The organism is Brevibacterium linens ATCC 9172 (genome assembly GCF_900169165.1).
In the GTDB taxonomy this organism is placed as follows: domain Bacteria; phylum Actinomycetota; class Actinomycetes; order Actinomycetales; family Brevibacteriaceae; genus Brevibacterium; species Brevibacterium linens.
Map to the genome: position 1 here is coordinate 14,573 of NZ_FXYY01000002.1, position 18,088 is coordinate 32,660.

Annotated in this window: 16 protein-coding genes and 2 tRNA genes; 5 read left to right on the forward strand and 13 right to left on the reverse strand. The window is 65.9% G+C overall.

Translation table 11 applies throughout. From position 1 onward, the window contains the following. Nucleotides 1–86 precede the first annotated feature (86 nt). From bcp to BLIN9172_RS01645, 6 genes are all read right to left on the reverse strand, one after another. Entirely contained in the window at nucleotides 87–560 is a 474-nt protein-coding gene (gene bcp / locus BLIN9172_RS01620; RefSeq protein ID WP_101553572.1) for a thioredoxin-dependent thiol peroxidase, read from the reverse strand. A 117-nt stretch (nucleotides 561–677) separates the two neighbouring features. Then, nucleotides 678–2,447, reverse strand: coding sequence for an acetyl/propionyl/methylcrotonyl-CoA carboxylase subunit alpha (locus BLIN9172_RS01625; RefSeq protein ID WP_101553573.1), 1,770 nt, complete (start codon nucleotides 2,445–2,447; stop codon nucleotides 678–680). Between the two features lie 3 nt (nucleotides 2,448–2,450). Then, nucleotides 2,451–4,157, reverse strand: coding sequence for a 5-oxoprolinase subunit B/C family protein (locus BLIN9172_RS01630; RefSeq protein WP_101553574.1), 1,707 nt, complete (start codon nucleotides 4,155–4,157; stop codon nucleotides 2,451–2,453). Continuing rightward, nucleotides 4,154–4,972 (reverse strand): putative hydro-lyase, encoded by an 819-nt coding sequence (locus BLIN9172_RS01635; protein ID WP_101553575.1) that lies wholly within the window; start codon nucleotides 4,970–4,972, stop codon nucleotides 4,154–4,156. Before BLIN9172_RS01635 ends, BLIN9172_RS01630 begins: the two co-directional genes overlap by 4 nt. Further along, complete coding sequence (locus BLIN9172_RS01640; RefSeq protein ID WP_373270434.1) at nucleotides 4,969–5,754, reverse strand: LamB/YcsF family protein; 786 nt, start codon at nucleotides 5,752–5,754, stop codon at nucleotides 4,969–4,971. Before BLIN9172_RS01640 ends, BLIN9172_RS01635 begins: the two co-directional genes overlap by 4 nt. A gap of 2 nt (nucleotides 5,755–5,756) precedes the next feature. Then, nucleotides 5,757–7,088 (reverse strand): NRAMP family divalent metal transporter, encoded by a 1,332-nt coding sequence (locus BLIN9172_RS01645; protein WP_373270447.1) that lies wholly within the window; start codon nucleotides 7,086–7,088, stop codon nucleotides 5,757–5,759. Between the two features lie 179 nt (nucleotides 7,089–7,267). Here BLIN9172_RS01645 and BLIN9172_RS01650 point away from each other — a divergent pair, with 179 nt between their 5' ends. Then, nucleotides 7,268–7,906 (forward strand): GntR family transcriptional regulator, encoded by a 639-nt coding sequence (locus BLIN9172_RS01650; RefSeq protein ID WP_101553576.1) that lies wholly within the window; start codon nucleotides 7,268–7,270, stop codon nucleotides 7,904–7,906. Between the two features lie 350 nt (nucleotides 7,907–8,256). Here BLIN9172_RS01650 and BLIN9172_RS01655 read toward each other — a convergent pair. The 7 genes from BLIN9172_RS01655 to BLIN9172_RS01685 all read right to left on the reverse strand — a co-directional run bounded on the left by BLIN9172_RS01655 (nucleotide 8,257) and on the right by BLIN9172_RS01685 (nucleotide 13,302). After that, a tRNA-Lys gene (locus BLIN9172_RS01655) sits at nucleotides 8,257–8,329 on the reverse strand. Between the two features lie 224 nt (nucleotides 8,330–8,553). Continuing rightward, a complete protein-coding gene (locus BLIN9172_RS01660) occupies nucleotides 8,554–8,874 on the reverse strand; it encodes a GroES family chaperonin (protein ID WP_101553577.1) in 321 nt (106 codons plus the stop codon). After that, on the reverse strand, nucleotides 8,867–9,151 hold the full coding sequence (locus BLIN9172_RS01665) for a DUF3618 domain-containing protein (RefSeq protein ID WP_062862037.1): 285 nt from the start codon (nucleotides 9,149–9,151) through the stop codon (nucleotides 8,867–8,869). The genes BLIN9172_RS01660 and BLIN9172_RS01665 overlap by 8 nt, the downstream gene beginning before the upstream one ends. A 96-nt stretch (nucleotides 9,152–9,247) precedes the next feature. Continuing rightward, on the reverse strand, nucleotides 9,248–9,502 hold the full coding sequence (locus BLIN9172_RS01670; protein ID WP_101553578.1) for an ASCH domain-containing protein: 255 nt from the start codon (nucleotides 9,500–9,502) through the stop codon (nucleotides 9,248–9,250). A gap of 51 nt (nucleotides 9,503–9,553) precedes the next feature. Beyond that, nucleotides 9,554–9,871 carry a hypothetical protein gene (locus BLIN9172_RS01675; protein WP_101553579.1) on the reverse strand — a complete coding sequence of 106 codons (318 nt, stop codon included), beginning with the start codon at nucleotides 9,869–9,871 and terminating at the stop codon, nucleotides 9,554–9,556. Between the two features lie 6 nt (nucleotides 9,872–9,877). Then, complete coding sequence (locus tag BLIN9172_RS01680; protein WP_101553580.1) at nucleotides 9,878–11,500, reverse strand: hypothetical protein; 1,623 nt, start codon at nucleotides 11,498–11,500, stop codon at nucleotides 9,878–9,880. A gap of 131 nt (nucleotides 11,501–11,631) precedes the next feature. Then, a complete protein-coding gene (locus BLIN9172_RS01685) occupies nucleotides 11,632–13,302 on the reverse strand; it encodes a hypothetical protein (RefSeq protein WP_101553581.1) in 1,671 nt (556 codons plus the stop codon). 227 nt (nucleotides 13,303–13,529) lie between these two features. On the opposite strand from BLIN9172_RS01685, the gene BLIN9172_RS01690 reads away from it, so the two are divergent. From BLIN9172_RS01690 to BLIN9172_RS01705, 4 genes are all read left to right on the forward strand, one after another. Further along, nucleotides 13,530–13,602, forward strand: a tRNA-His gene (locus BLIN9172_RS01690). 184 nt (nucleotides 13,603–13,786) lie between these two features. Beyond that, nucleotides 13,787–14,632: a PfkB family carbohydrate kinase gene (locus tag BLIN9172_RS01695; RefSeq protein ID WP_101553582.1), complete on the forward strand. Its 846-nt coding sequence runs from the start codon at nucleotides 13,787–13,789 to the stop codon at nucleotides 14,630–14,632. Nucleotides 14,633–14,740: 108 nt separating this feature from the next. Next, nucleotides 14,741–15,658, forward strand: coding sequence for a dihydrodipicolinate synthase family protein (locus tag BLIN9172_RS01700; protein WP_240811909.1), 918 nt, complete (start codon nucleotides 14,741–14,743; stop codon nucleotides 15,656–15,658). 231 nt (nucleotides 15,659–15,889) lie between these two features. Then, on the forward strand, nucleotides 15,890–18,076 hold the full coding sequence (locus tag BLIN9172_RS01705; protein ID WP_180956935.1) for a choice-of-anchor I family protein: 2,187 nt from the start codon (nucleotides 15,890–15,892) through the stop codon (nucleotides 18,074–18,076). The last annotated feature ends 12 nt before the right edge of the window (nucleotides 18,077–18,088 follow it).

Sequence of the window (18,088 nt, forward strand, 5' to 3'; positions counted from 1 at the left end):
TTGCTGAAAACTCGGACCGCCCCGATGCTCAGGCCACGGTCGCGCCGCCGCCGCTCCCTGGGCAATGCGACGAAGTCGCAGTCGACTCAGGCTGCGTCGATGCCGAGCTCCTTGCGCACGCGGGCGACGTGCCCGGTGGCCTTGACGTTGTACTGGGCGAGTTCGACCTTGCCCTCGGCATCGACGACGACGGTCGAGCGGATGACGCCCTGGACGACCTTGCCGTAGTTCTTCTTCTCGCCGAAGGCACCCCACTCGGTCATCATCGTCTTGTCCTCATCGGAGAGGAGGTCGAAGTTGAGCCCCTCCTTCTCTATGAACTGCTGCAGCTTCTCCGGCTTGTCCGGGGAGATGCCGACGACGGCGATGCCGGCGGCCTTGAGTGCCGAGAGCGAGTCCCGGAAATCGCAGGCCTCGGTCGTGCAGCCCGGGGTCATAGCGGCCGGGTAGAAGTACACGACGACCCGCTGACCTCGGAAATCGCTGAGGCTGACGGACTTCCCGTCCTGGTTGACGAGGGTGAATTCCGGGGCGGTGTCGCCGACCGACAGACGTGACATGAATGCTCCTCCTGATTGGGGTGGTCTCCATGGTGGACAACCATTGCTGACCACCACTCTATTCCGTTGCCGAGCCCGACGCCTCGACCGATCCTTTCGCCGAGGCGGCCCGCCGTCTCAGTCGACCCGTGCGATGGCCTGCCCGACCGACACGACGTCGCCGACGGCCGCGACCTGGCGCAGCGTTCCCGCCACCGGTGCTTCGACCCGGGTCTCCATCTTCATCGCAGACAGCACCGCGACCTCGTCACCGGCCGCCACCTGCGCACCGTCGTCGACGAGGAAATCCACGAGGCTGCCCGGCACGGGTGCGGTGACATCCCCGGCACTCGCCGAGGCGGCTCCACCGTTCCCGGCGGCACCGTCCTCACCGCCCTGGCCGGTGTTTCCCTGACCGGTCCCACCGACCGAGCCGAGGGCAGCGAGCAGTGCGGCGGGCAGGCCGATGGTGGTGAGCTTCCCGTCGATCTCGATCGACATGCGCTGCATCTCGCCATCGGCGACCGGGGCCGGGCGCTGCTGGGGGTCGAAGCGCGGCAGCAGCTCGGCTTCGATCCACTGGGTGTGGATGCCGTCGACACCGGCGACGCCGAGACCGGTGAATGCCTCATCGGTGAGGATCGCCAGGGAGCACGGCACCATGGTGGCCGGGCCCTCGACATGGAGCTCCTTCGCCGCTGTCACGGTGCGCGCGATCGCCTGCTCGCGGTCGGGACCGTGGACGATGAGCTTCGCGAAGAGGGAATCGAAGGCCGGCTGCACGGTGTCACCGGCACGCACACCGGAATCCCAGCGCACACCGAGGCCGCCGGGCACATCGAGGACATCGATGCGTCCCGGAGTCGGGAGGAATCCGCGGCCGGGATCCTCGGCGTTGATGCGCAGCTCGATCGCATGACCGACCGGCTGCGGGGTCGCCTCCAGTGACAGGCCGTGACCGAAGGCGATGCGGAACTGCTCGGCGACGAGGTCGACCCCGGAGGTCACCTCGGTGACGGGATGTTCGACCTGCAGTCGGGTGTTGACCTCGAGGAACGTCATGGTGCCGTCGGCGGCGAGCAGGAATTCGACGGTGCCGGCACCGCGGTAGTCCACCTCGGCGCAGATGGCTTCGGCCGAACGGTGCAGGCGTTCGCGCTGCTCATCCGTCAGTCCCGGGGCGGGCGCTTCCTCGATGAGCTTCTGATTGCGCCGCTGAGCGGAGCAGTCGCGGTCACCGACGGCCACGACCCGACCCTGGCCGTCGCCGACGATCTGGACCTCGACGTGGCGGGGACGTTCGAGGTACTTCTCGACGAAGCATTCGGGTCGACCGAAGGCCTCGACGGCCTCACGGGTCGCCGATTCGAAGGCGCCGGCTACCTCGGTCAGCTCGTGGACGATCTTCATTCCGCGCCCACCACCGCCGTGGGCGGCTTTGATGATGATCGGCAGTCCCGCCTCGGCGGCGAAGGACTCGACCTCGGCCGCGTTCTCGAGGGGACGGTCGATGCCCGGTGCCAGGGGAGCGCCGACCTTCTGCGCGAGCTGACGGGCGGTGACCTTGTCGCCGAGGGCGGTGATCGTCTCCGCGTTCGGGCCGATCCAGATGAGCCCGGCGGCTTCGACAGCGGAGGCGAAGTCGGCGTTTTCGGACAGGAATCCGTACCCGGGGTGGACGGCATCGGCGCCGGCGGACTTCGCGGCGGTCAGGATCGCATCGATGTTGAGGTAGGTCTCACCCGCTGTCGTCCCAGGCAGAGCGAACGCTTCGTCTGCGAACCGGGTATGCATGGCGTCGGCGTCCTGATCAGCGTAGACAGCCACCGAGGTGTGCCCGTGCTGGGCGCAGGCGCGGATGATGCGGACGGCGATCTCGCCGCGGTTGGCGATGAGGATTCTCGACATTGTTCAGCCTTCGTTGTCGTCGGTACGGGGTGCCTCGGCCGGGCGGGCGTTCGGCGTCGGTCGGGCAGAGGTGGTGAAGCGCAGCTTCACGCCGGGAGGCAGCTGCGCGGCGAGGTCGACATCATCGACGCTGGCGATGATCGGATAGCCGCCGGTGAGCGGATGGTCGGGCCCGAAGAGCACCGGCTGACCGTTCGGCGGAACCTGCAGGGCACCGGTGACCGCGCCTTCGCTGGGCAGCTCCCCGGTGCGGGCACGTTCGAGCGGGACCTCACCGTTCAGTCGCAGTCCGACCCGGTCGGATTCGTGGGTGACCGTCCACTCCTGTGACAGCAGAGTCTCGATCCCGGCCTCGGTGAACCAGTCCTCGCGCGGTCCCAGCGTCACGCTCAGCGTCACGGTTTCCCCCGCCTGCGGAAGATCCCTTGGCTGCGTGGGAGTGGGATCGACGAGGTGGGGCGCCGTCCGCGGATCGTGTACTCCCACCGTGGTGCCTTCGTCCACAGCGGCCGGACCGAGCCCGGCCAGGGTGTCGGCGGAGCTGCTGTCGAGAGCCGTCTTGACAGCGATTCCACCGCGGACGGCGAGGTAGCGGCGGACTCCGCGTTCGGTTGGTCCGAGTTCGAGTTCGTCCCCATCGGCCAGGGCAAAGGCCTCGCCGAGGCGGGGTGTGAGAACTGTGCCATCGACCGCGGTCACGGTGATCGACCCGGTGGCACCTGTGGCAGCGGCGACGCCGTCACCCGTGCAACGCAGGAGCACTGCGCGGCCGAAGCTCTCCAGCCCGGCAGCGGTCTCGGCATTGCCGACGAGACGGTTGGCCGCGGTCAACGCGGTGCGATCGGCGGCACCGGCAGCGGAGACACCCATGGAGGCGAAACCGGGTCGACCGAGATCCTGGATGAGCAGCTGCAGCCCGGGACGCAGCACCTCGAGGGAATGGGAGGCCGCTGCCGCCGAATCCGCTGCTGAATCCACCGCAGAATCCGACGCCGCACCTTCCGCACCTGGCGAACCCGAGAAACCTGAGGCACCCGACCTCGCACTCGAGCCCGCGACCTCGACGATCTCCCGCCCCGCCTCGGCGAACTTCACGATCGTGCCGGGTACGAACAGGGCCGGGGGCTGGCGATCGAGATCCCACAGCTTCGCATCGGTGCGTCCGATGAGCTGCCAGCCGCCGGGGGAGGAGCGCGGGTAGACACCGGTGAACTCACCGGCCAGAGCCACCGAGCCCACGGGCACACGCGTGCGAGGGGACGATCGGCGGGGAACGTCGAAGAGCTCGTCGTCACCGGCGAGGTAGCCGAAGCCGGGAGCGAAGCCGGCGAACGCGACCTGCCAGGTCGCGGCCTGGTGGCGTTTGATCACCTCGTCGGGGGAGACGGAGAGGAGGTCGGCCACCTCGGCGAGGTCGTCCCCGTCGTAGTGGACATCGATCGTCACCTCACGGGCCGCATCCGAGGCCGACTCGGTGTGCCCGAGCCCGCGCACTGCCTCGGCGAGGATCTCGGCGTTCGTGCGTGCGGGATCAAAACTGATCAGCACTGTGCGGGCGGCGGGGATGAGTTCGGTGACGCCGGGCAGATCGGCGGCTTCGAGACTGTGGTGCAGGGCCATCGTCGCGCCCAGATCCGCGCGTTCGACGAGGAGGTGACGCCTGGAGGCGGTGTGGAAGGTCAGGGAGTCGGCCGGCGGTGTCGAGGTCATTGGCGGTAGGTGTCTTCCGGTTCGTCAGTGATGAACATCTTTCCAGGTGAGTGCGTGATTGCGAAGGGGATTCCCGAGGCCTGGATGGCTGCCTGCGGAGTGACTCCGCAGGCCCAGAAGACGGGAATGTCGCCGTCGTGGATGACCGGGGCATCGCCGAAATCCGGAGTATCGAGGTCGTCGATGCCGATCTGGGACGGGTCGCCGATGTGGATCGGGGCACCGTGGACGGCGGGGAAGCGGTCGGTGATACGCACCGCCTCGGCGACCTGGGATGCCGGGATCGGACGCATGGACACGACCATGTCGCCGCTGATCCGACCGGCCGGGGCGCACGCGGTCGACGTGCGGTACATCGGCACATTGCGGCCGGCTTCCTGGTGGCGGATCGGGATGCCGGCCTCGGTGAGCCCGTTCTCGAAGGTGAATGAACAACCGATGAGGAAGGACACGAGGTCCGGGTGGGTCTCCCAGGCCCCCGTGGCGTCGGTGACTTCGTCGGTCAGGGCGCCGTTCTCCCAGATCCGGTAGCCGGGGATGTCGGTGCGGATATCGCTGCCCGGCGCCAGCGCGGATGCCAGCTGTCCGGGTTCGAGGACGTCGACGACCGGGCACGGCTTCGGGTTGCGCTGGGTGAAGAGGAGGACGTCGAAAGCCCAGTCCGCGGGGACGGAGATGAGATTCGCCTGGACGAGTCCCGGCGCCATCCCCGAGGTGGGACCGTCGAATCCTGCCCGGATGCGTGCGCGGGCTTCCGCACCCGCAACCCGCATCGTGTCCATGGCAGAGGTGCCTGTGGGGGTGGCGGCGCTCATCGTTCGGCTCCGGCGAAGGCGGCGATCGTGACGCCTTCGGATTCGAGGAGGTCACGGGCCGCCCGGGCCATGTCGATGGATCCCTGGCTGTCGCCGTGGAAGCAGATGGACTGCGCATCGACGTCGACGAGGCTGCCGTCGATGGCTTCGACCTGTCCGGTCTGGACGAGGCGCAGGACGCGGGAGGCTACGGCCTCGGGATCGTGGAGGACCGCGTTCGGCTCCGACCGGGAGACCAGGGAACCGTCGGGGTTGTAGGACCGGTCAGCGAAGGCCTCGGCGGCGACGGTCAGCCCGGATTCGGCGGCGACGCGGTTGGCCACGCTGCCGGCGAGTCCGAGGAAGACCAGCGAGTCGTCGATGGCACTGACGGCATCGACGACGACCTTCGCCTGCGCCTCATCGTGGACGATCGCGTTGTAGAGGCCGCCGTGGGGTTTGACGTAGGAGACGGTTCCGCCGACGGCAGTGGTCAGGCCGATGAGCGCGCCGATCTGGTATTCGACCTGGGCCTGCAGGGTGGCTGCGGGCACGTCGAGGGCGCGACGGCCGAAGCCTTCGTAGTCGTCGTATCCGGGGTGGGCTCCGATGACGACTCCGCCCTTCGTAGCGGCGTCGACGGTAGCGCGGATGCCTTCGGGATTGCCGGCGTGGAACCCGCAGGAGACGTTGGCGCTGGTGACGAGGCCGAGCATGGCCGCATCGTCGCTGACGACGCGGTCGGGGACGTTCTCCCCGAGGTCAGAGTTGAGGTCGATTCTCAGTTCGCTGTTGACAGACAATGTCATCCTCCGATTCCGATCATGGCGAAGATGGGGCCGACGGACTGTGTGGCCGTGTACCACGTGACCAGTGTTGCTGCGGTGCCGATGATGAGCAACCACTTCGGGTACGAATCCGTGCGTAGCAGGCGCGGCCTGAACCAGCCGATGTACATGAAGATCGTCAGACCGATCGGCAGGATGAGGCCGTTGAAGCCGCCGACGAAGACGAGCAGAGTGGCGGGTGCCGTGCCGAGGGCGAGGTAGACGATGAGTGAGACGACGATGAAGGCCACGGTCGCCAGCTGCAGCGGCCAACCGCCCTTGAGGCGCGTGGAGAAGGCGGAGAGAAAGGTCGCGGAGGTGTAGGCTGCGCCGATGACCGAGCTCAGTGCCGCGGCCCAGAAGATGGCGCCGAAGATGCGCATTCCCGCATCACCGAGGACTGCGGCGAAGGCCTGACCGGCGGGGTTAGCCACGCTCGAGTCGAGGTCGAGGGCGACTCCGGAGGCGACGACGCCGAGGATGGCGAGGAAGAGGACGTAGCGCATGACACCGGTGACGATGATGCCCGACAGCGCCGAGCGCATGACCGAACCGGCGTTCTCCGGGCCGGTTTTGCCCGAGTCGAGGTATCGGTGGGCACCCGAGTAGGTGATGTAGCCGCCGACGGTGCCGCCGACGATCGTGGTCACGGTGGCGAAGTTGATGGTGTCGGGTGCGATCGACTGTCTGAGCGCCTCACCGACGGGCGGATTGGAGACGATGGCGACGATACAGGTGAGGATGATCATCCCGATGCCGAGGACGAGGACGACGGTGTCGACGACCTTTCCGGCGCGTTTGAACAGGAAGATGCCGATCGCGAGCACGCCGGTGAGCAGTCCGCCGAGTTTCGGGTCGATGCCCAGCAGTGCGTTGAGGCCGAGCCCGCCGCCGGCGATATTGCCGATGTTGAAGGCCAGTCCGCCGATGACGATGAGGACGGACAGGAGGATGCCCGACCCCGGCACGGCCGAGGAGGCCAGCTGGGCCGCGCGCTTGCCCGAGGAGGTCACCATCCGCCAGATATTGAGCTGGATGGCGATGTCGATGAGGATCGAGGCAAAGATCGCGAAGGCGAAGGCCGCCCCCATCTGAGCCGTGAAGGTGGCCGTCTGGGTGATGAAGCCCGGACCGATCGCCGAAGTGGCCATGAGGAAGATGGCCCCGACGATCGCGCTGCGGCTGATCTTCGAGCCGATCTCACTCGAGGCATTGGCGCGTCCCGACGCGGTTGCGTCCGACGAGCTCGATTCCGGCGGTTGGGATTCCGGTGCGTGTGACATGGGAGTCTCCGACTGTCTGGTGGTCATGAGTTCCTTCGCGTGCGCCGATGGGGTGAGGACAGCGATGTCTGTGTCCTGGCACACGTGAAGTGGTAAACAATCTAGCACCTATTGTTGAACAAACATAGACGGGGGTCACATTTTTCTTCGTGAGATTGTGGACGGACGGATGGGAGTTTGCGGTGTCGGTTCAGTAGGATGGAGAGGTGAATCACGATTCGTCCCTGGTCAACAGGCTCACTGACCGTCTCATCGCGGGAGAGCTGCGCCCTGGTGAGCGGCTGTCCGAAGCTGCGCTGGCGAAGGAGTTCGATGTTTCGCGCAATACTCTGCGCGAAGCCTTCCGCGTGCTCGGGGAGCAGGGCCTGGTCACGCACATCCCGCACCGTGGCGTCTCCGTGGCGTCGCCGAACACGGCCGATGTCGTCGATATCTACCGAGTTCGCCATCACGTCGAGTGCTCTGTGCTCGAGCACGCCCCGCGCAACCACCCGAACGCCGTGAGGATGGAGGCGGCCGTCGACGCCGCCGAGAAGTTCGCCGCCGAAGAGAACTGGCTGGAAGTCGGCACGGCGAACATGGGGTTCCACAATGCCGTCGTCTCGCTGTCGGACAGCAGGCGGTTGATGCGGTCGTTTGCCAATGTGCTCGCCGAGCTGCGCCTGGCCTTCCTCAAGGTCGAGGTCCTCGACTTCCTCCATGCGCCTTTCATCGAGCGCAACCGCGAGGTGGTCGAGATCTATCGCTCTGATGGGCCGGGGGCTGCGGCGACGATCCTCGGCGCCTACCTCGGTGATTCCGAGCGCCAGGTGCTCGGCGCCTACGCCCGCGCGGGACAGGACTGAACCGGGCCCTGCCCGTGCCGAGAGCCGCTCGTCCTGCCCCTGACCGGAGCCGAATCTGCTGGCAGCCCACCTGAAGTCAGACAGCACAGTTTCCAACAAGGGCTTTTCGACTCAAACAGTGCCGCCAGCATCAAGGGCCGGCCCGCGTGGCCCGCGAGTCGTTCCCGACCGAGACGCCGCCGCAACAAGTCCAAACCCGCGAATCAGTACACCCTGTTCTGGATTGCACATGGAGGAACCTGGTGACGTGAGAGCAGGGTGAACCGAACTTGAGAGCAGGGTGGGCCGACAAGGGTGAATGCGAAAGAACCGCCTCCGACGTGATGTCAGAAGCGGTTCTCAGTTCTCTGTGCACCCCCCGGGACTTGAACCCGGAACCCACTGATTAAGAGTCAGTTGCTCTGCCAATTGAGCTAGAGGTGCGTGCCGCACATGCTGTGCAACGAGAATTAATATTACTCAGGTGACGACCGATCATGCAAACCGAGATCGGCCCATATTCGATTTTGTGATGAAGGTCGCAAGCCCCTGGTCAGAGTCCCTGTCCCAGCGATCTCTGCGACCCGGAACCCACTGATTGAGAGTCTAGTTCCGGGCCCAGCCGGCGCGGCGTTCTCATCACCGACGCCCGTACGCCCGGCGGCATCTCAGAGGTACATTCCTGAACTCGACTGCTCGGCCGGCTCGGAGATCGCGTGGACGTCGCGTTCGCGCAGCAGCACATACGCGCGTCCTTCGAGCTCCACCTCGGCGAGTTCCTCGGGATCGTAGAGGACGGTATCGCCGAGGTTGGCCTGCCTCACATGCGGGCCCGCGGCTACGACCTGGCCCCACACGAGGCGTCTGCCCATGCTGGCGGTGGCGGGAATGACGATGCCCGCCGAAGATTTGCGTTCCCCGGCTTCCTCGCTGGGTTCGAGCAGGATCCGGTCATGGAGCATCCGGATCGGTAGTGCGGCATCAGCCACGCTTGCGACCGGAGAGTCCGACGATGAGGGCGGCCACACCGAGGACGGCACCGGCACCGAGTGCGATGATCTCGGGCTTGGGGGAGCCGTCTTCCTCGACGACCTCGGACTTCGCCTTGTTGACGGCGCGCGTTGCGAGCACCTTCGGGTGGATGCGGCCGACGAGCTCGTCGATGTTCTCGGCGATGCGCTCTTCGCGCAGTCGGATCGACTCCGCGAGCTGCGCGGTTGTCGCCTGGTCGACGGTCACATCTGAGGTGTAGACGTTGTCAGTCATCGGGTCGAGTCCTCCCGGTCGAGAATGCTTTGCTGCGTCTGTGACCTTGTGCCACAGTGCTTCGATGTCCAGCTTAGCGGCTGGGCGCTGCGAGTGTCAGATATCGGCCGCGGTTCGACGGAATCTTACGATCTCGACGTTCGCGTCGACGGGCATCGTCGGGTAGTGGCCGCGGGGACCGGCGATATACCGCTCCAGCGCACCCGGGCGGGTGAGGTCGAGATCCTCAGGCTCCAGTTCGTCGAGTCCCTTCACCATCACCGAGGCGACTTCCACGGGAAGCGTGCCATGCTCGGTGTTCTCGAAGTACGCCAGAGCCGGCCCCGTGCAGTGGCGTTCGTTCCACCGCACCGTCAGAGTCTTCGTCTCGTCGGCGACCGCGTCGAGGTAGCGGGCGTTGAATCACAGCAGCTGTGCGGGGGCAGAGTCCGGATGCCGGTAAGTCTGGGGGAGCAGCGCCGGAATTGGGGCGATCGACGTCTGGCCCGTGGTGTCGTCAGTTACGACGACGAGCACATCGGTATGGAGGTCGAGGATGGCCTGACGGCAGCGTCCGCACGGGGCCAGCACACCGCGGTTCCAGTCGCCGACCGCAGCGATCGTGACCAGAGGTCCGGCGTTCGCGGCCGCGGCAACGGTGTGGTTGTCATCGCTGCCGAGTCCGCTAACGAGCTGCTCGGCAGCGGCGATGACTCGCAGTTCGGAGTCGAAGAGGTCCACGCGGCCTCAGTCCTGTTTTCCGCGTCGTCCCATGAGGTAGATGATGAACCCGACCGCGGCCATACCGGAGGCGGCGAGGACGAAGATGGGCCAGGAGCTGACGATCGTGGAGATGATGGATTCGCCGAACGAGGTCGCCGGATTCTGGTTGGCTCGCGGGGACGGCTGATCGCCACCCGTGATGAGGTCCGTATCGTCTTTGGGTGCAGGCTCGTCGGGGTTGCGAGGCACAGGGTCCGAGTAGTCAGGGGTTTCGGTATCCTCGTCATCCCCGGGCAGCCATTCATCACCAGCATTGCCGGGAATGGTCTCGCGTTCATCATCGGGGGAGCCGTTGCCGTTCGACGGGTCCGGAGTGGTGCCGTCGGCATCAGAGGCGCCGATCGACGAGCCGGAACCATCCTTGTCCGAATCCTTCTCGTCATCGTCTCCGGAATCCGAACTGGAGCTCGAACTGTCGGAATCGCTGCCGCGAGAGTCGTTCGAGCCTGAACCGGAATCGGCGTCAGATTCTCGGCCGTCGGAGTTCTTGTCGCCCGAGGAGTTCGCGCGGTCCTTCGATCCCGAATCCGATGAGGTGGAGCCATCGGTCGAGGTGGCGTCAGAGGCTTCGCTGTCCGCGGACGATCCGTCTTTGCCGGCCTCGCGGTCGTTCGCGGAACCATCGTCGGAGGTGGCGCCGTCCTTACTGGCGGTCTTGCCGCCGTCCGGGTCACTGTTGGCGGTGGCGCTGTCTGACGAGGCCGATCCATCCGCCTTTGTATTGGGATCGCTGTCTGCCGTCCCGTCCTGTTCGGTGTCGGTTTCTGAATCGTTAGAAGTGGAGCCGTCCGAGCCGCTGGATGCTTCGGCGTCATCTCCCGCGTCGTCATCGGGGTAAGGCTGCCCATCGGCCACGGCGATTTGGCCATCGTCGTTGAGCGCGAACGTCCAGGCAGGGTCGGGGCCTTCAAGGGCATCAAAGTTCTCGAACTTCACTGGACCGGAACCGTCGGCGTCGACGATCACCCCGTCTTCGTTGAACTCAACAGTATCCGGGATAGAGGCCCGTGCGGTCGCTTCGGCAACGGACTGACCGCTGTCATCGGTGCCCGAACCGTTCTCGACCGAACCAGTGGCGTGGTCGGCGGACGACTGTGCCGGAATGCGCTTCATTGCCTGTTTCGGGGCTTTGAACGGCTTTCCGACCCAGCTCTCCGGCAGTGTCCCGGAACCTTTTTCCTGATCGTTCGGCGGAACAGCCAGTTGCTTGCCGATCCTCTGCCACTTGGCGGTGAGTTCACCCTCGATCACGCACGGTTGGTCCGAGGTCCACTCCTGATCTTTGCAGGCCTTGTCGCCGTCTTCGGTTGGGCCCGGATCGGGGCCGCTGTCGGCCCCTCCTTCGGAATTGGCGTTGCCGTCGTCGGCACCGTCAGCACCGTCTGCCGACGAATCAGCGTCGTCCGCGGACGTGGAATCTGCTCCTGTGGAAGCACCGGCCTCGGCACTCGAATTGGCTTCGGCCGTGGGGGTGGGGCTCGGCTGGGCGAATGCAGGTGTGAACGTCCCCGAGATAGGTAGTGCTGCCAGGGCAAGCGCGGCGCCGATTGCGGCGGCTCTGCGGCTGAACCTGTGTGAGACTGGCACTACGTTCCTTCGCGGTGGGGATTCCGACTTCATTGGGTCAAGGGGACATGACGTTCAGACACATCGGGCACTATCTTAATGTCTCGGCCAGATGTGTTAAAGCCGTAGGCGTGTTTCGCCGTGGCGCGGAATCAGCGATCCTGCGTCTCTGACTTCTTCGGATATGCGCGAACGGTCGAGTCGTCGCCGAGCACCAGCGCCTTGTTGCCCTCATCGACGACGGCCAGCAGGTCGGTGTCTGTCTTGAACGCCTGCTTTCCGGCGAGCAGGCAGGAGGTGTTCGTGTCCATCGTGCAGGGCACGATCGTTCCGCGCGGTTCGGAGAGATGGATGTCGCGGCTTGAGACGTCCATGAGCAGCAGACCCGACTCGAGATCGAAGAGATAAGGACCGATATAGGCGCGCTTTCCGGCCTGTCCGCGCACCCAGGACTGCTCGCCGACGATATCGGTTGTCGTGGTCACGGTCGAGAGGATCGACCCGTCGTCGAGGGAGTGGACGACGAGTTGGATCCTGTGGCCCGAGTTCGTCGAAGCACCCTGTTCGCCCCACAATGTGATCGCCTTGCCGTGGCCGGCCGAGATCCAGTCGATGATCTTCAGGTCGTCGCCGGGGCTTTCGAGTTTGATGCTGCGCTCGTCGCCGGTCTTGATGTTCTTCGCCTTGACCGGACCGTTCCAATCCGAGCTGAAGAGCTCATCGTCGTCGATGGCCATCGGTGTCGAACCGGCCTGCGGGGTGGGGACGTCTTCCAGTCCGTCGGCGCCGAAGGTCGAGAGTGTGTTGCCCGATTTGATGAGTACGCTCTTGCCGGCCGAGGTGATGCGTGCGTTCTCCGGCAACTGGTAGGTCTTCGGCTTCGATTTTCCGTCGAAGAGCGCCTCGGCGGTATCGCCCGACTGCCACAGCAGGGCCGGCCGCCCGTCGATGACGGTGTCGACGGCGAAGGTCGGGGACTCGTCGATCGTGCCCATATACCGAGACCGGCCGGTGTCCGCGTCGAGGACTTCGAGGCGGTTGTCGTTGACGAGGAGGACTCCGCGATCAGAAGCCGTCACGGAGGCGCGTTTGGGGACCTCGGCTTCCCAGGCCGGGGAGTTGTCGTAGCTGGGCACAACGTCTTGGGTCTTGTCGACGGAGAGTTCGGAGGCGGGGTTGACCTGCTGTTCCGAGCCGATCGTCTGCGGGGTGTCGGGGGAGTCGACGGGGACGATGTTGGGAACGACGAATGCGCCGATCATGAGGATCGCCAGACCGATGAGCACGAGCCCGGGGACGGTGATCTTCTTCAGCCGCTGCGGACGTTTGCGGGCCGAGCGTCTGCGCACCGGGGTCTTCTTCACTGTCGGCGTGGCCGGCGCGGCCGGTCCGGAGAACGGGGTGCCCAGCGGGTAGCTGTCACCGTTCGACCCTGGTGAGTCGTCCTGAGGCGCGAAGCCGTTCTGCCTGCCCGTGGACTGGCCATTCGTGCTCTGGTCCTTCGAATTCCGGTCGGAATGCTTCGGAAGTCCGGCCGACTGCGCCGAACCATCCGTGGACGCCACGGTGGACGATTGGTCCATGGTCGCCTCGGCGCTGGTGTCGTCCGTGGGGACTGCCCCGACTTTCCCGTTCTCATCGATGCCGATCTCGGTCTTCTTCGACCCGTCGTCAATCGTCACTGCCAGAGGAGTCGCGGTCTCTTGGGCATAGTCGCCGAGGTAAGAGATGGCCTGCCCGGTGTCCGAATAGCGACTCGTCGCCCCGTTGAGGGTGATGTAGGTGAACCCGTCGTCAGAGACGGAGATCAACGCACGAGGCATGTACAGGGTTCCTTGAAAATTATCGAGGACAGGACCGAGTCAATACTAATGAATGTCTGGGGGTGCTCCTACCCGTTGTCCGAAACCGTTATAGATCGCTACTGAATCGTTGCACGTAATGAGATCTGCGTCTCATCGGGGTTCAGGGGCGATTCTGGTTTGCCCGGGTCAGGCGGGAGCGGTTAGGATATATCTTGCTGTCTGCGCCTTGAGTCGCAGTGCATGTGGTGGGTATAGCTCAGCTGGTAGAGCGCCGCGTTGTGGTCGCGGATGTCGCGGGTTCAAGTCCCGTTACTCACCCCGATCGGGAAGCCCCGTGATCTGTGCGAACGGATCACGGGGCTTCTTCCATTTCCCCAGTGTGCCCACGATCGGCAGCGGTTTCCCACCGTGTGCCCAACCTTGCCGACAGGGCACCGGCACATTCCGTCCTCGATCACCGACGGTCATCGTCGGCCCGCCCGCGATCGTCGATAATGAGGCCATGACCATCGACTGCTCCCTGACGGTCGTCGGCAGCATCAACGCCGACATCACCGCCACCACCTCCCGACTTCCCGCCGCCGGTGAGACCGTGGGAGGCGGCCGACTGTCCCGTTCGCCCGGTGGGAAGGGCGCGAATCAGGCCGCAGCTGCCGCCCGCCTCGGTGCGCGGACCCGCATGATCGGTGCGGTCGGCCCTGACTCGGAGGGCCGGGCGATGCTCGAAGCCCTCCGTGCTGCCGGAGTCCGGACCGATGGCATCGCCGAGGCGACCGCCGAGACCGGGACCGCGCTCATCATGGTCGATGCCGCAGGTGAGAATCAGATCGCCGTGTGCGAAGGTGCGAATGCCGAGGTCAGCCTCGCGGGAATCGAATTCGGTGCCGACGAGGCAGTGCTCACTCAGCTCGAGATCCGCCTCGACCTCATCGTCGAACTGGCCCACCGTGTGCCCGGGTTCCTCACCGTCAATGCCGCTCCTGCCCGTTCTCTGCCCGCCGAGGTGGTCGATCGTGCCGATCTCATCATCGTCAACGAGTACGAATACTCCCAGCTGCCGCAGCTGCAGACCGCGCAGCTCGTGGCCGTCACCTACGGGGCGGAAGGGTCGGCACTGCTGCAGAGAGGTGAGCAGATCGCCTTCGCCGAGGCGCTGGAAGCGACCCCCGTGAGCGCAGTCGGCGCCGGAGACGCCTACTGCGCGGCCCTGACCATCGGTCTGACCAGCGGAATCGAAACGGGACGCGCACTGCGGGCAGCCAACGCCGTGGGTGCTGCGGCCGTGGAAGTCGCCTCCGCCCAACCGGAGTTCGATCGGTTCGAGATGTACCTGCCTACTCTCGACTGACCTGGCAGACTGAACGCAAGCGGACCCATCCGCTGCTGCCGACCGCGTTTCGTCGCGGCCACCCGAGGTTCGCGCCATCGGTGGCCCGCGTCCACCCGAGGAGGACCATTGACGAACACCCACGACTTGTCCCTGTTCACTGGGCTGAGTGCCTTTCCGCTGACGCCGCTGAAGGATGATCGCCTCGACGAGGATGCCTTCGTCGGGCTCATCGAACGCCTCGTCCTCGCCGGAGTCGACTCGATCACAGCCTTGGGCTCGACCGGTTCGTACGCGTATCTCGACACCGACGAACGCGCCCGGGTGGCGCAGCTGAGCTCGGAATCCGCTCTCGACATCCCCGTCTTCATCGGCGTCGGGGCGCTGCGGATGAGGGATGTGTTGGCCAATGTCGCCTCGGCCGAAGCCGCCGGAGCGCAGGGACTGCTGCTGGCGCCGGTGAGCTATCAGTCGCTGACCGAGGACGAGGTGTTCGCCCTCTTCCGCACGGTCACCGAGTCCACCGACCTGCCCGTCGTCGTCTACGACAACCCCGGCACCACGCACTTCACGTTCACCACCGAGCTCTACGCGCGGCTGGCGGCGCTCGACGGAGTGGCCTCGATCAAGATCCCCGGAACTCCGGCCTCGCCAGCCGGATGGGACGAGCGCATCGGCGAGATCCGTGCGGCCATCGGCAGCGAGGTGACGATCGGCATCTCCGGCGATGCCCATGGTGCCGAGGGCCTCATCGCCGGCTGTGATGCTTGGTACACGGCAGTCGGCGGCACCATCCCCGAGCCGATGCTCGAGATCACGCGGGCCGCGGAACTCGGCAATGCGCAGCTCGCCCGCGAACTCTCGGCCGAGCTGCAGCCGCTGTGGGATCTGTTCACCGAATTCGGCGGAAGCCTGCGCGTGACCGCCGCCATCGCCGAACATCTCGGGCTCGTGGGTGCAGACACCCTGCCTCTGCCGGTGCGTGACCTCGATGCGGCAGCGAAGCGCCAGGTCGCCGAGGTGGCCGACAACCTCGATCTCGCCTGACCCCGAACCTCGGCTGACCCCGAACCTCGCCGAGCGCTGACGTCTCCGCCGACCGCGCACCGCACACCCTGGTACAGCGACGGCAAGGTGAGCGGTCGGCGAGTCGTCGCCGCGCCGGACGAGTTCACCGTCCGTCCATCTGCGGTTCGGAACCGGTCCATTCCGGGTGCCTATGAATAGGTGTTTGCGGGTTCAGTCGGCCCGCGACACCCAATCGATCCCGGAGAACCGATGACGATCCCACTGTCTGCGAAGACGCTCACGGCCTCGGCGGCCGCCCTCCTGTTGGCCACCGGCTTCACCGTCGGCGGCTCGACGACAAGCACAAGCTCCGCCCAAGCTGCAGAAGTGGACGATCCCATCAGCTCCTCGGCCTCGGATGCGCAGATCGAGATGGGCTTCCTCGGTTCCCACGAGACCAGACAGTTCGACGAATCCGCCGCCGAGATCACCGCGGTCCACGGTGACACGGTCTTCACCGTCAACGCCCAGGCGGCCACCGTCGACGTCATCGACGCTTCGGACCCGACAGACCCGCAGAAGGTCTCCGAGATCACCGGCACCGGGGTGGCGAACTCGATCTCCATCCGCGAGGACGGCCTCGGCGTCATCGCCCTCGAGAACGAGGACAAGACGCAGCCGGGAACCGTGATGTTCTTCGACGCGAACGACTCCGAGGCGGACATCCTCGGCGAAGTTCCTGTCGGGTCCCTGCCCGACATGGTCACCGTCACCCCGGATGGCAGCCACGCCCTGGTCGCGAACGAGGGCGAGCCGGCCGATGATTTCTCCACCGACCCCGAAGGTTCGGTGTCCGTCATCGACCTCCCCGCCGAGGTGGCCGCACCGTCGGCCTCGGACGTGCACACTGCGGACTTCCACGAGTTCGAGGACGGCGGGACGAAGACCCTGCCCGAGGATGTGCGGATCTTCGGACCGACACCCGAAGAGGACCTGCCGATTTCGCGCAATCTCGAACCCGAGTACATCACTGTCGCCGGTGGCAAGGCCTATGCGACCCTGCAGGAAGCGAACGCGATCGCGGTCGTCGACATCGCCTCGGCGTCTGTCGAGGAGATCCTCCCGTTGGGTCTCAAAGATCATGGCCAGGCCGGCAACGGACTCGATGCATCGGACCGGGGTCCCGAGGATGCTCCGACCGTGAACATCACGGAGCACGAGGGGCTCAAGGGCGCCTATATGCCCGATACGATCTCGACGTTCACCTCCGGCGGCACCGACTACCTCGTGACCGCGAACGAGGGCGACTCCCGTGAATGGGGCGATTTCGTCGATGCGGCCAGGGTCAAGGATCTCGGCGAGGACGGCCTCGCCCCGGTGTGTGAGACCTCGCCGCTGGCGGACAAGCTCGGCGACGAGGACCTCGGACGGCTGAACATCGTCACCGATCTGGGCCTGAACGACGCCGGCGACTGCTTTGAGGAGCTCGTGGTTTTCGGCGCCCGCTCATTCTCCGTGTGGACCACCGACGGGAAGCTCGTCGCCGATTCCGGGGACGAGTTCGAGAAGCTGACCGCCGAGGCAGTGCCCGAGTTCTTCAACTCCAACCATTCCGAGTCGAACCTCGAAGGACGCAGCGACGACAAGGGCCCAGAGCCCGAGGCGCTGACCACCGGCGAGGTGGGGGAGACGACCTACGCGTTCGTCGGCTTCGAACGCATCGGCGGAATCGCGGCCTTCGACCTCAGCGACCCGAGCGCCCCGAAGTTCGCAACCTACTTCGACAATCGGGACTTCTCGGTCTCCGTCGAGGACGAGATCGAAGATGTCTCGGATCCTGCTGCGCTGCTCGCGAGCGCCGGAGACCTGGGGCCGGAGGGCATCACGTTCCTCAACGCGGACGAGTCGCCGATGGGAGAAGCCGCGCTGGTCGTCGGCAACGAGGTCTCGGGCACGACGAGCATCTACTCGGTCGCCGATCTCGCGAACGACGGGCGCGACGGCGGCGATGAGAATGCCGGCGCTGATGCTGCGGGTGCCGATGACGATGCCGGCGCTGACCAAAACGCGGGGGCGAACGAGGACGCGGGTACCGACGACAATGCTCAGGCCGATGCCGGCAGCGAATCGGACTCGGGCAGCGAATCCGACTCGGCCGCCGACGGTACGGGCGCTGATGGGGCGGAGTCGGACAGCGACTCGAACACCGGCGCTGGCAGCGACTCAGCGACCAGCTCGAACGCAGACTCGGGTATCGGTCCTGAGGCAGCGTCGGACGCAAGCGCCTCCGACGCGGGCTCGAGTGCTGACGGTTCCGAAGCTTCCAGCGACGCCGACGGAGACCCGCTGCCGCGTACCGGCGCCGATCTCGGTCAGTACCTCATCCTCGGCGGCGTCGCCGTCGGCCTCATCGCGATCGGCAGTGCGGCCTTCTTCCTCACCCGCCGCCGCAGCTGAACCCACGCCGAC

Bases quoted from the DNA above. Each gene is read 5' to 3' on its own strand.
- bcp (WP_101553572.1), bottom strand. From the start codon at position 560: ATGTCACGTCTGTCGGTCGGCGACACCGCCCCGGAATTCACCCTCGTC.
- BLIN9172_RS01625 (WP_101553573.1), bottom strand. From the start codon at position 2,447: ATGTCGAGAATCCTCATCGCCAACCGCGGCGAGATCGCCGTCCGCATC.
- BLIN9172_RS01630 (WP_101553574.1), bottom strand. From the start codon at position 4,157: ATGACCTCGACACCGCCGGCCGACTCCCTGACCTTCCACACCGCCTCC.
- BLIN9172_RS01635 (WP_101553575.1), bottom strand. From the start codon at position 4,972: ATGAGCGCCGCCACCCCCACAGGCACCTCTGCCATGGACACGATGCGG.
- BLIN9172_RS01645 (WP_373270447.1), bottom strand. From the start codon at position 7,088: ATGACCACCAGACAGTCGGAGACTCCCATGTCACACGCACCGGAATCC.
- BLIN9172_RS01665 (WP_062862037.1), bottom strand. From the start codon at position 9,151: ATGACTGACAACGTCTACACCTCAGATGTGACCGTCGACCAGGCGACA.
- BLIN9172_RS01685 (WP_101553581.1), bottom strand. From the start codon at position 13,302: ATGCCTCGTGCGTTGATCTCCGTCTCTGACGACGGGTTCACCTACATC.
- BLIN9172_RS01695 (WP_101553582.1), top strand. From the start codon at position 13,787: ATGACCATCGACTGCTCCCTGACGGTCGTCGGCAGCATCAACGCCGAC.
- BLIN9172_RS01705 (WP_180956935.1), top strand. From the start codon at position 15,890: ATGACGATCCCACTGTCTGCGAAGACGCTCACGGCCTCGGCGGCCGCC.